13 protein-coding genes are annotated in these 11,919 nt (G+C 63.8%); 8 read left to right on the top strand and 5 right to left on the bottom strand.

Annotation, left to right across the window (positions count from 1 at the left end; genetic code table 11):
• Positions 1-65 precede the first annotated feature (65 nt).
• The 3 genes from ACIP9X_RS18500 to ACIP9X_RS18490 form a co-directional block, all read right to left on the bottom strand.
• A complete protein-coding gene (locus ACIP9X_RS18500; RefSeq protein ID WP_400481221.1) occupies positions 66-1,016 on the bottom strand; it encodes a carbohydrate ABC transporter permease in 951 nt (316 codons plus the stop codon).
• Complete coding sequence (locus tag ACIP9X_RS18495; RefSeq protein WP_400481220.1) at positions 1,016-1,903, bottom strand: carbohydrate ABC transporter permease; 888 nt, start codon at positions 1,901-1,903, stop codon at positions 1,016-1,018. Before ACIP9X_RS18495 ends, ACIP9X_RS18500 begins: the two co-directional genes overlap by 1 nt.
• An 80-nt stretch (positions 1,904-1,983) precedes the next feature.
• Positions 1,984-3,261 carry an ABC transporter substrate-binding protein gene (locus ACIP9X_RS18490; protein WP_400481219.1) on the bottom strand — a complete coding sequence of 426 codons (1,278 nt, stop codon included), beginning with the start codon at positions 3,259-3,261 and terminating at the stop codon, positions 1,984-1,986.
• Positions 3,262-3,632: 371 nt separating this feature from the next.
• Here ACIP9X_RS18490 and ACIP9X_RS18485 point away from each other — a divergent pair, with 371 nt between their 5' ends.
• Both ACIP9X_RS18485 and ACIP9X_RS18480 read left to right on the top strand, forming a co-directional pair.
• A complete protein-coding gene (locus ACIP9X_RS18485; RefSeq protein WP_400481218.1) occupies positions 3,633-4,967 on the top strand; it encodes a NosD domain-containing protein in 1,335 nt (444 codons plus the stop codon).
• An 852-nt stretch (positions 4,968-5,819) separates the two neighbouring features.
• On the top strand, positions 5,820-6,110 hold the full coding sequence (locus ACIP9X_RS18480) for a DUF4235 domain-containing protein (protein WP_400481217.1): 291 nt from the start codon (positions 5,820-5,822) through the stop codon (positions 6,108-6,110).
• Between the two features lie 79 nt (positions 6,111-6,189).
• Here ACIP9X_RS18480 and ACIP9X_RS18475 read toward each other — a convergent pair whose 3' ends face one another.
• Together ACIP9X_RS18475 and ACIP9X_RS18470 are read right to left on the bottom strand one after the other, a co-directional pair.
• Positions 6,190-6,369, bottom strand: coding sequence for a hypothetical protein (locus tag ACIP9X_RS18475; protein ID WP_400481216.1), 180 nt, complete (start codon positions 6,367-6,369; stop codon positions 6,190-6,192).
• The gene (locus ACIP9X_RS18470; protein ID WP_400481215.1) at positions 6,351-6,620 is read right to left on the bottom strand and encodes an SRPBCC family protein; all 270 of its coding nucleotides are present in this window, start codon (positions 6,618-6,620) and stop codon (positions 6,351-6,353) included. The genes ACIP9X_RS18475 and ACIP9X_RS18470 overlap by 19 nt, the downstream gene beginning before the upstream one ends.
• A 722-nt stretch (positions 6,621-7,342) precedes the next feature.
• Here ACIP9X_RS18470 and ACIP9X_RS18465 point away from each other — a divergent pair.
• The 6 genes from ACIP9X_RS18465 (at position 7,343) to ACIP9X_RS18440 (ending at position 11,752) form a co-directional block, all read left to right on the top strand.
• Entirely contained in the window at positions 7,343-7,768 is a 426-nt protein-coding gene (locus tag ACIP9X_RS18465; protein WP_400481214.1) for a hypothetical protein, read from the top strand.
• A gap of 108 nt (positions 7,769-7,876) precedes the next feature.
• Positions 7,877-8,065: a hypothetical protein gene (locus tag ACIP9X_RS18460; RefSeq protein ID WP_400481213.1), complete on the top strand. Its 189-nt coding sequence runs from the start codon at positions 7,877-7,879 to the stop codon at positions 8,063-8,065.
• A 170-nt stretch (positions 8,066-8,235) separates the two neighbouring features.
• The gene (locus ACIP9X_RS18455) at positions 8,236-10,377 is read left to right on the top strand and encodes a glycogen debranching N-terminal domain-containing protein (RefSeq protein WP_400481212.1); all 2,142 of its coding nucleotides are present in this window, start codon (positions 8,236-8,238) and stop codon (positions 10,375-10,377) included.
• Between the two features lie 223 nt (positions 10,378-10,600).
• Entirely contained in the window at positions 10,601-10,987 is a 387-nt protein-coding gene (locus tag ACIP9X_RS18450) for a hypothetical protein (protein ID WP_400481211.1), read from the top strand.
• A gap of 238 nt (positions 10,988-11,225) precedes the next feature.
• Positions 11,226-11,510 (top strand): cupin domain-containing protein, encoded by a 285-nt coding sequence (locus tag ACIP9X_RS18445; protein WP_400481210.1) that lies wholly within the window; start codon positions 11,226-11,228, stop codon positions 11,508-11,510.
• Positions 11,507-11,752: a hypothetical protein gene (locus ACIP9X_RS18440; protein ID WP_400481209.1), complete on the top strand. Its 246-nt coding sequence runs from the start codon at positions 11,507-11,509 to the stop codon at positions 11,750-11,752. The genes ACIP9X_RS18445 and ACIP9X_RS18440 overlap by 4 nt, the downstream gene beginning before the upstream one ends.
• The last annotated feature ends 167 nt before the right edge of the window (positions 11,753-11,919 follow it).

The raw sequence follows: 11,919 nt of genomic DNA, 5'->3' as shown, positions 1-11,919 counted from the left end.
TGTGTCCCACGTCCTTATGGTTTGTCCGGTATAGGTAGGCTACCGAGGAATGCCGGCGCCATTGGCTAGCCCTTGACGGCGCCGAGCGTCATGCCCGCCACGATCTTGCGCTGCAGGAGAAGCGTCAGCAGGATGACCGGGATGGAGTAGACGGCGGCCAGCGCCGTCATGGATCCCCAGTCCAGGCCGAACTGGGTCTGGAAATTCGCGATCACCACGGGCGTTGTCTGCGAGCGGATAGCCGTCATCAGAAGGGCGAAGAGGAACTCGTTCCAGGAGGCCAGGAAGGCGAAGATCGCCGTGACGGCGATGCCGCCGGAAACCACCGGAATGACCACCCGCCAGAGGGCGCCGAGCCTGCTGCACCCGTCCACGGTTGCCGCCTCCTCCAGGTCCTGTGGAACCGCTTCGAAGAAACTGGACATCAGCCAGATGGAGAGCGGCAGGGAAATGGTGGTGTGCGCGATGGACAGCGCGATGGGTGTGTCCGCCAGGCCCACGGACCCCATCATGGAAGCCAGCGGAATGCCGATCGCCACCGGCGGGACCATGCGCGTCACCAGGGCGGCCATGATGAAGATCCGGCCGCCCAGTGTCTTGTACCGAGTGATGCCGTAGGCGGCGGGAACCGCCAGGACCAGGGAGAGCACGGTGCTGATGATGGCCGTCTGGATGCTGTTGATGAACGACGCCGGCACGCCGCTGCGGCCCAGCGCGTTGACATAGTTCTCCAGCGTCCATTCCCGCGGAAGGATGGTGGGCGGAACGGCGATGGTGTCGATCGGGGTTTTGAAGGACGTGAACAGCAGGTACAGGAACGGGAATCCGTAGAGCACCATGGCTGCCGCGAGGAGGATCCACAGCAGGGTCCTGGTGCTGCGCCGGCCGGCCTCCAGCCCTTCCCGGTTGACGCTGCGGCGCCTGCGGGGACGGGCTGCGGTGGTCCGGGCGGCAGGTTCCGCGGACACGGAAGCCGGGGTCCCGGCGTCGTGCTTGGTTTTTTCGTCGACGCGCATCAGGTGTCCTTTCCTGGCCGCCAGATGGTGGCCACCGCGAAGAATGCGACGGCGAGCATGGCCAGCAGGTAGATGGTGCCCATGGCGCTGGCCAGGCCGGGATCGCCGAAGCGGATCATGGTCCGGTAGATCAGCAGGCTCATGGTTTCCGAGGCGGACTGGGGGCCGCCGTTGGTTTGGATGAGGATCGTGTCGAAGGCCCTTGCCGCGTCGATGCCGCGGACCACCAGCGCGACGGCGATGACGGGGCGGAGCAGCGGAAGGATGATCCGGAACAGCAGGGCCGGTGCGCGGGCACCGTCCAGCCGTGCGGCTTCGATGAGGTCGCCGGGGATGTTCTGCAGGCCGGCGAAGAGCACCAGGCACATGAACGAGGTGGTCAGCCAGATGTCCGGGATGGCCACCGAGTACAACACGATGCCGGGGTCTGACAGCCAGCCGATCTGGTTGGGATTGTCCAGGATGCCGGCTTGGTGCAGGAGCGTTCCGATGAGGCCGAAGTTGTCGATCATCAGGAACTTCCAGAGCAGGCCTGCCACGATCGGGGCGATCATGAGCGGGTACATGAACACCGTCCGCCAGATCTGGGAGCTGCGGCCCAGCATGGTGAACAACAGGGCCATACCCAGGCCCAAGGCGAACTCGAGGGTGACCACGATCAGCGTGTAGGCCAGGGTCCGCCAGCCCGCGCCCATGAAGGCTTCGGAGGCGAAGGCCCGGAAGTAGTTGTCTAGGCCCACGAAGTCGCGGGGGCCGCCGGCGACCGGGGAGATTTTGTAGAAGCTGTCCGCCACCAGGCGGAACAGCGGGAAGGCCACGAATATTGCCAGGAACAGCGCCGCTGGTGTCATCAGGAACAATGCGAAGCGGCGGTCGGAGATGCGCACGGTTCTCTCTTCCGCTGGTTGGGGCCGCGGCCGGCACCGGACTTGCGGTGCCTCATCGGCAGGTGCCGGCCGCGGTGGTCTTACTTGAGGAGGTCCTCGATCTGCTTCTTGGCGTCGGCGAGGAGGGTGGCGGAGTCACCGCCGGCAACAGCCTTCTGCAGCATGGGAACCAGGACGGTGTCGACGATCTGCTGCCACTTCTCGGTGGCCGGGCGGGTGGCGGTGCCTTCGCCGTTGAGGGTTTCGATCAGCGGCTTGAAGCTTTCGTAGCCTTCCTTGTCTTGGTACTTCTCGAACGCGGAGATGCGGGAGGCCAAGCCCAGGCTGGATTCGATGCCCAGGCTGTTGTGGTCGTAGGCGCACTTCACGAACTTCTTGGCCGCCTCGGTGTTCTTGGTGGCCTTCGGGACCGTGAGGTACCAGGGGCCGGGGACGGCGCCGATACCGGCGGACCCGGCGATCATGGGCGCTGCGCCCACCTTGCCCGCCACCGGGGAGTCCTTGGGGATCTGGCGGTAGGCGTGGGCCCAGAAGCGGGTCATGGCGGTTTGGCCCTGGTTGAACAGGTTCTGCGCTGCGGCCCAGTCCACCTGGGCTGCGCCGGAGGGAGCGTACTTGGCTAGGCCCACGTAGAAGTCCAGGGCTTCCTTGTGGGCGGCGTTGTCGATGACCACCTTGTCGCCGTCCAGGACCATGGGTGAACCGGCCTGCAGGACGTGGGCCAGCCATTCCGTTTCAACGCCGCCCTTGACGTCCGTGCCGTACATGCCGTCCTTGGTGAAGAACTCGGAGATGTCCTGGTACTGCTTCCACGTGGTGGGGGCAGCCAGCTCGTAGCCGTACTTGGCCTGGAAATCGGCCTTGTTCTTGCTGTCCTCGAAGAGGTCCTTGCGGTACAGGATGATTTCGGCGTTGGTCCAGGCGGGCAGGCCCATAAAGTGCCCGTCCACGTTGGCTTCCTTGACCAAGGCCGGGAAGATGTCCTTCTTCGCCTCGTCGGTGAAGATCTCATCGATGGGCTGGAGGGCGTCCTTAAAGCTGGGCAGCCACACGGAGTCCAGGGCGGCCACGTCGAAGGAGACGTTGCCGGAGGAGAATTCGCTGGAAAGGCGGTTGAACATGCCGTCGTAGGGCAGCTCGACGAAGTTGACGTCCACGCCGGCGTCCTTTTTGCACTGTTCGGCGACGCCGGTCAGTTCGGCGCGGCCGCCGGCTTCGACCAGGACGTTGACGGTGTTGGTGCCGGCGGCTCCGGTAGGCGTGGCCGGGCCCCCTGCGCCGCATGCCGAGGCGGACAGTGCGACGGCGGTGCAGATGCCGCCGATGGCGAGCCTGCTGATGAATTTACGAGTGGACATCGCTGTCGACTCACTTTCTCTTGAACGGAAATGGAGAGTGACTCGGTCTGAAAAATCGTTTTGCCAAAACGACTTGGCATCCACCCTAGGACTCTCACATTCGGGTGTCAAGGGTCACCGCTTTGCCAAAAACCCTCTGCAATTTTGGCGTTGACAGCCCTTGCTCCACCCTCCTAGCCTCAAGGTATCCGGCCAACCAAATCGTTTTGGCATGCGCCCGAAGATTTCCGGCTCTATGGAGAGAAGTGACATCTTCCTTTTGCAGGCGCATACGGAGGCCGCCGGTTTACCGGCCGCCCTGTGCTGCAAAGCCCGATGCCTTGCGATTCCGGATAGCCCACACATTCCACGCCCATTGAGGAGACAAAGCGTTGACTGACAAAAATTCCGTACTGGGGGGCCCGAGCCGACGCAGACTGCTTGGCGCTGGCGCTGTTGCCACCCTTTCCGGGGCGCTGGCTTTTGGCGCCACCGCACCGGCGCACGCCGCGGACAAACCGGAAGAAGCGAACATCTATGATGTCACGTCCTGGAAGATCAAAGGCCGGCCGGAGGTGACGGCACAGGTGGACATTGGCGTGGTGATCAACGACATCATCGCGGACATCAAGAAGCGCCAGGCCACGGCAGACACCCGGCCGGGTGCCGTGATCACCATCCCCCCGGGCGACTACGATCTTCGGACTCAAGTTGTCGTGGACATCAGCTACCTGACCATTGCCGGCTTTGGGCACGGGTTCTTCTCCCGCAGCATCAAAGACAATGTGGACACGTCCGGCTGGTTCGATTTACAGCCCGGCGGCAGCCACATCCGCGTCCTTACTCCGTCAACAGCTCCGCAGGCCTTCCTGGTACGCCGGGCGGGGAGTCCGCGCCTGTCCGGAGTTGTTTTCCGCGACTTCTGCCTTGATGGCGTGGAGTTCCCGCCGGACGGCAACAGCTACCGAAACGGCAGGACCGGCATTGAAGTCGCATCAGACAACGACTCCTTCCACATCACCGGCATGGGTTTTGTGTATCTCGAGCACGCACTCATCGTCCGTGGCGCCGACGCCCTGCGTATCCAGGACAACATGATCGCCGAATGCGGCAACTGCGTAGAACTCACCGGCGCCGGACAGGCGACGATCGTCAGCGACAACCTCATGGGGGCAGGACCCGAGGGGGCCACCCTGCTGGCGGAGAACCACGAAGGCCTTCTCATCACCGGTAACAACCTGTTCCCCCGGGGCAGGAGCCTGGTCGAGCTGACCGGCTGCAACAGATGCTCGGTGACCGCGAACAGGTTCCAGGGCTTCTCCCCCGGGATGATGCGGCTCATCAATAACAGCAAGGAAAACCTGATCACCGGCAACCACTTTCGGCGGGGCATGGAAGGATTTCCGCCGTTCCTCGGAACATCCAACGGCCTGGACGATCTGTACGGCGTGGTCCACATCGCGGGAGACAACAACCTTTTCTCCAACAACCTCATTGCCTATGACGTCTCGCCGGACAGGATCGTACCGCCGAACGCCCAGCCCACAATGGTCCTCATCGCCGGGGGTGACAGCAACGTCGTGGCCACCAATCATGTTGTGAGCAACGTTGAAGCACAGCACGTCGTTTTGGATGCTTCCACAGCCCGCTCAAAAGTGCTTGACAGCGGCCCCGCTTCGAAGGTCACTTCCTACAGCGCCGATACTGCCGTCCGGCCAACCCCCTAGGCCCGAAAGCAAAATAGCCGTCTTCACTGCCAGTTGCTCAGCAGTGAAGACGGCTATGCCATGAAGCTCACATATAAGGGCAGCAAATCAGCCGCCCTCATGACTTGCAATAGGCAGCACGCAGGTCTTCTACCTTCCGGGTTCCAGCAGGTAAGACTCCATGCCCAGCCACAGCTCCAGGCCCTGGTTGAACTTGGCCGCCTGCGGCACGGCGTTGTGTAGTGGAAGGTGTCCGCGTTGGCTTAGGCGGCCTCTGCCCGGGTGTCGCCCCAGACGGCGGAGGCCCGGCGACCAGGTGCCCGCGGTCGATGTCGTTCCGAGCGTCGACCCGCTCCCCCGTCTGCTGGTCCTCCCGCAGCCGGGGATCCAGCCGCCAGTTGATCCCGGCCCGGTCCAGATCCATCAGCTTCGCCCCGTCGATCCCCACCCCTGTCACGGCGGCGAGGCGCTTGTCCAGGCGCATCAGCACGGAGATGCGCGTACGGCAGCAGGACAGTCTCAGCATCTGCGAGGGCCGGCAGCGGCACGGGCTGGCCGAGGAAGTTCTCATCGAAGCCCTCCCGGCCGGCAAGGTCCTAGATCGCCCCGGTCGGAGCAATCAGCAGTTCGTCCATGACCGGACCCTACCAGCAGCCCATTTCGGCCAGATGAACGATGGGCCACAAGGAGGCGGCGGATTCACCCAGGAAGCGTGAAGAAGCTCTTCGGGTCATCAGCGCCGAACAGGTCTTCGTGGAAGACACTCGCGGTCCGCCCGCAACGGGTTACGCAGTGGTGGTGTTTGGAGTAGTTTGGGTAGCCACACAGCCGCGCCGTCCGAGCGTCCAGCCTCTGTTGCACATGAGGGATGTCATGACCAAGAAATCCACCAGCAACCCAGCGAAACTGTACCGGCCAATCGGGCTGGCTTCAGGAATGGTCGGCGGCATCATTGCCGGACAGATCTTCAAACAGGTGTGGAAGCACGCCGCCCCAGGCGACCGGGACGAGGCCCCAAACCCCCTAGCCACCGACTACGCGCTGAAAGAGATCCTGATCGCCGCCGCCATTCAAGGCACTATTTATGCGGTGATAAAGACTCTCATCGACCGCGGCGGAGCGCGGCTCTTCGAACGCTGGACCGGAGAATGGCCCGGCAACTGAGCACCGACCCCTGGCTTGCAGCCCAACCGTCTCGTATGGGCGGGAAGTAACCTCGCGAGCGTGGTAGCCGCGGATGGACTTAGGCGTCGCTGCCGGAACGGCCGGTTTCGATGAACTCCTTGAACCTGAGCAGGTCTGCCCTGACTTGCATGTTGTCAAATCCCAAGGCTGCCCAGGCCCTCTCTGCCAGGTTTTCCGGGGACCACTCCAGCCTGACCCAGACGCGGGTGGTATTGGAGTTCAGCTGCGTGAATGCCATGCACCGGCATGGGTGATGCCGTCGGTGCTGCGCCACGCGATGCGTTCGTCCGGCTGGTCTTCTACTATCTCGGCATCGAACTCCCGTTCCACGCCGCCGACGTTTGTCACCCAGTGCGTGATCCGGTCACTGGCCCGCCTTACGGACTGAATCCCCGACATGAACTGCGGAAAGGATTCAAACAGCCACCACTGCTCATACGCATCGCGCACAGGAACGGCCACCTCGATCATCTCTTCGACAGTCTGCATGTCTTCCTCCTCCGGTACCTAGCTCCCGCCGCGGCCGGTGCGCCCGCCCTGCCAGGCGGCGGTAACGGCTGGCTGTCCGGGATAGGGCATGGCCTTGTCCATTCCTTTCACAATGTACGTACCCAGTTCCCCCGCCCACTGAAACGAAATAGGCGGGGAGGATTGATGCGGATGCTTGGCGGGAACAGTCTCCGGTGGTGAGCAAAAAAGCTCAGGACGGCTGCAGCGGTCCCGCCGTCAGGCGTTCACTCGCCAGGCGCCGTCGGGACGGGCTGAGAGGAAGCGATCAGTGCCGCCAAGCCCTCTTAAAGTGAGGTCTATGCAGGCCGGGGCAGCGCGGGTAGCTTCAATACAAGGAGCCCGGCGTGTCGAAGCCATTCCGCGGGCACCACCCCTCCAGGGATTGTGCACTCCCTCGAGGAACAGCCGCTGTAGCCGCATGGCGGCGCATCACGCACTTTGAGGAAAGAGCCTGCCATGGCTGCCTCACGTTTCCGGCTGTTCCTTTCCGCGCCACCGCACCTGCTCCGGGCCCGGGCAGTCCCTCGCGGCCTGCCCGCCTCGACGGCCTGTCTACGGGATGGTGCCTCCTGCAGCGAACGAGGCCCGAGAACGAAACCGCATTTCGGAACGATCTGCGAATGTGCCCTGCACAACGGCCTGCGGAGAAAGGCCGCGCCGCAGCGGATAACATACTCACCAGCTACCCCCGCAGGCTGATCATGGTTTTCGGTTTCCACTTCCGTGATGACGGCGCCGGGCGGCACCGCGTGATGCCGGTGATGTGCGGCAACTGCGGCACAGACCGCCATCTCATCATCAGATCCGTCACCGATATGCCGGCCCAGCCGCCCGAGGTCGCGCTCGTGTCCTACACGTGCAGCCGGTGCGGCACTTTCGATGAGCATCCGGCGCAGGTCGCCGACCTGTCGCTGGTCCTGGCCCGGCCGGAACAGGCGGGGGACCTGCTCATATTCGGCAACAACTACATGCACTGCGGCCAGCCGATGAAAAAGGCAGGTTCAGAGCTGCGCAAACTCTCTGCACCGCTCTCCACCGAAGATGGAGCCGAGGACGCTCTGGGCGTCTACCTCTCCATCCGCGTTCTCAGGTGCGTCTGCGGCTTCCAGATGGAACTGCCAGAATGACAATCCCGCCGCAGGCCTTGTCCAAGCCCGCATCACACGCAGCAGCCAGGGCCACCCCGCCTGCCGTTTCTGCAATCTGCGCGCTCACGCTACAAAAGGAAATCCGTCATGAATGAAGACACCAGCCGCCACAATAGAGCAGCCGCTCCCGGCACCGGAGCCAACGACCACTCCTGGGAACGCGAGCACCGCCACCCCACGCCCGCCCAGGCCCGTGGCATCCTGCAGCGACGAAGGGACGCCGAGGCAAAGCTGGAGCAGCACCAGCAGGAAGCCCGGCGCAGGGCAGCGGAATAACCTGGCAGCTCACCCTGGAAGATCCCACACTGGGTGTGGTGTGCTTCCGGAAGCCCGGTGGTCACGAACAGTCCCGCGCTGACCGCATGGCCTGGGCCCCATCTGGCAGCTGTTCTGGGATGGGCGTAGATTCGGCTCAGGTTAGTGTGCCGTTTTGCAAGGAGCCTGAGATGGCTGGATGGAATGCAGACAATGCGGCCGGGCCGGTGGGGCAGGGATCCCTGACCTTGGTGGCAGGATCATCTTTCTGCATTTCGCTGCAGAACGGCGACATCTTCCCCCACCACCCTCACGGCGTTTTCCACCGGGACACCAGGATCGTGTCACGGTGGTCGCTCACCGTGAACGGACAGCCAGTAGAGCCGCTGGGGGCGTGGAGCCCATCGCCCTACCAAGGCACGTATATGGGGAGGGCCGCGCGGGGCGATGGCCGCGCCGACACCCCGCTGACAGTGGAGCGGAACCGCGAGCTGGGTAACGGCATCGTGGAGGACATTACGATTCACAACTATTCCCTGCAGCCCGCTTCCTGCGAGATCGCCCTGGCCGTGGATGCCGACTTCGCGGACCTTTTCGAAGTCAAAGAGGGCCGGTTCCACCGACTGTGGGAGCAGACCCGGCGCACGAGGGCCGGGTCGGTGACAATCGAAGCCGCATGGCAGGAGACACGCAAAGGGATCGTCGTACGGATGCGCGACGCCGAAGCCAGCGACGAAGGCCTGCTCCTGCGCGCGATCGTCCCGGCCCATGGAAAGTGGAGTGCACGGGCGACCGTGCTGCCGCTGACAGCCGAAACCGAAGTGGACGCGGGCCTGCCGACGCTCGTCCTCTCCGCCGATATGATCTCGGCGCAGGTGCGCCGTCAAAAAGCATGGGACGCACATGTTCCACTTCCCCGTGTGGGCGATCCAACCGTGGAACGAAGCCTCCTGCGCAGCCACGACGACATCGGGGCCCTGCGCATTGTTGACCCCGACCATCCCGACCGCATGGTTGTCGCCGCCGGCGCACCATGGTTCATGGCCCTGTTCGGGCGGGACTCCCTACTGTCCTCCTTTATGGTCCTGCCCGTCGACGCAACGCTGGCACTGGGCACGCTGCAGACGCTGGCCGACCGGCAAGGCACGAAAGTGGATCCGCTGACCGAAGAGCAGCCCGGCCGGATTCTGCACGAGGTACGGCTCGACGTCGGAACGAGCCTGGCCCTCGGCGGCAGATCGGCCTACTACGGCACTGCCGACGCCACCCCCCTGTTCGTCACCCTGCTCGGCGAAGCAAGCCGCTGGGGACTCGCTGCCCAGGACATCACAGCGCTGGTGCCCCACGCAGACCGTGCCCTTGAGTGGATCCGCGACTACGGGGACCGTGACGGCGACGGGTTCGTTGAGTACAAGCGGCTCAACGACCAGGGCCTGGCCAACCAGGGCTGGAAGGACTCCTGGGACGGGATCAACTTCGCGGATGGCAGGCTTGCCGAGCCGCCCATTGCCCTGTGCGAGGTTCAAGGCTATGTCTACAGCGCCTACATGGCGCGGGCGTCAATGGCCTACGACGCCGGCGACGAGGATCTTGCCAAGGACCTCCGGGAACGTGCGGAGCAGCTGAAAAAACAGTTCAACGAACAGTTCTGGCTGCCAGACCGCGGGTACTACGCGATCGCCCTTGACCGGGATAAGCGGCCCGTGGACGCCTGCGCGTCCAACATGGGCCACTGCCTGTGGTCGGGCATCGTGGACGAGGTTAAGGCACCACAAGTTGCCCGCCGGCTGATGTCCCCGGAAATGTTTAGCGGCTGGGGCGTGCGCACCCTGGCAACGGACATGGGGGCGTACAACCCTGTCAGCTACCACAACGGCTCCGTTTGGCCTCACGACAATGCGCTCATAGTCGCAGGCCTCATGCGGTACGGCTTCGTGAAGGAAGCGCGGCAGCTGTCCTCCGCACTGATGGAGGCCGCCGAATACACCGACAACCGGCTGCCCGAACTGTTCTGCGGGTTCAGCCGTTCGGATTATCCCCAGCCCCTCGCCTACCCGACTGCCTGCTCACCCCAAGCATGGGCCTCCGCGACACCCGTGATGCTGGTACGCAGCCTCCTGCGCTACGAGCCCGACGTCTCCCTGGGGGTGCTCTGGATCGATCCCGCATTGCCGGAAAGGTGGGGAAGCCTGCACACCACCAACCTCCCGGTGGGTGGGGCACGAGTCACGCTCGACGTTTCGGCATCCCGTGTGACCGTGGAGGGCCTGCCCCCAGGCATGGTGTTCCGCAGGGGAACACGCCCACCCTTAGCCGACTTGATGGGGGCCTAACAGGCTGCGCCGCAGGTGAAGTGATACTGGCCAATGGCGATGACCGTCACCGGGGTGCGGATCATCTTGGTAGTCGGGACGGTGCCGGAGTGCGGATGAGAGCAGTCGCGCTGGCTATGGCGCTGGCCGTTTCCGAATGCTTAGCTTCCGCCCACAAGCAAGACGCCCAGCTGTGGAGGCACCGATGCGCAGGGATACGTCCAGCGGACGCTTGAGGAGCTTGATGGAGCGCCCTCCACTGTGGCTCGTTGGTGTGGCCAGCGCCGTTTTCTGGACCGTCGCGATGCTCGGGATGGACGTCCTCCGCGGCGAAGAGATGGGACCCCCGAAAGTAGCGGTAACGTCTGTTTTCGGGCTGCTGTTTGGGGCGTTCGTGGTGGGGTTTGGCCGTTTCGTTCATGCACGGAACCGTGCCACGCCAGCGGCCTGGCCCACTACCCTCAATCTCAAGAATGCTGTTGTAACCGGCCGACTCCCGGAAGGCGCCAGCGCCGATCAGTGGATCCCCGAACTGGCGAAGATCATCCGGTCAGAGAAGCGCATGTACTCTGGGGCGGTCCGCTCTTCTTGGTCTCTGCGCAGCCATGGGGGTCTTCCTCATCTTCGATGACCCCGCCAATCCCTGGTTTGGCGGCCTCTTTGCTGCCTTCTGCCTGGGCATCGCCATCTGGTAACCGTTCTGGGTTGTCCGCCGGCGGTCCGGAATCGAAACCCTCATCGCCCAGCTTTCCCGAGAATCACCTGCGGCGAAGCAATAGGTCCGTGAACAGTCCGGCCTGGTGGGCTGCGGGACTCTCACCAACCACCAGCCCTTTGCGTGCAGGGATGTACAAGCGGACGATAGCTCTATGGGCACGAAGAGAAGCGGGCCGGTCGGCGCCGATGCAGGCCCCCTGATCCGCTTCGGTGATGCCATGACTGCCCGGACCGTCCTCGACGCAACAGCAACGGCAGGAAGCTTCTCAGTCGTCGAGCACTTGCTCGCCTCGAGGGAGCTTGCGGCACCCCTTCACATGCACAGCCGTGAAGATGAGTTCACCGTCGTCCTGGCCGGACGTATCGGGTTCCTTCTCGGCGAGGAAGTCTTTCACGCCGGCCCGGGAGCGCTCGTCCGGAAACCGAAGAACCAGTGACGTTTTGGAACACCGGAGAGGAGCCGGCCGGAGTCCTGGAGATCATCTCCCCGGCCGGATTCGAGAAGTACTTTGAGGAAATCGAGCCCTTCTTCCCTGAGGGGTCCCCGCCGGATCTGGAAGGCATGGCGAGGGCCAATGACAAGTACGGGCTGCAGATGGACTTCCAGTCACTGCCGCAACTGATCGAGCGCTTCGGGCTCGCCCGCCCAGCCGAAATGGACGGAACCGCCCCGGCCTAAGGGCGGTCATACCGTCCGAGATTCTTCCGTCAGGTGCCGGTTGCGCTGCCCTCTACAAGCAGCGGGCGAGGACTAGGGCGTGTCTCCTAAAGCTGTCAGCCAAATGCTGACGGCCCGGAGGACGGCTCCGCCGCGGTAAGTGAGTGCGAGTTTGTCGTAGCGCGTTG

Source organism: Arthrobacter sp. NPDC093125 (genome assembly GCF_044754225.1).
GTDB lineage: Bacteria > Actinomycetota > Actinomycetes > Actinomycetales > Micrococcaceae > Arthrobacter.
Note: the sequence above shows the minus strand (reverse complement) of the source record. Positions and strands in the feature narration are given on the sequence as shown.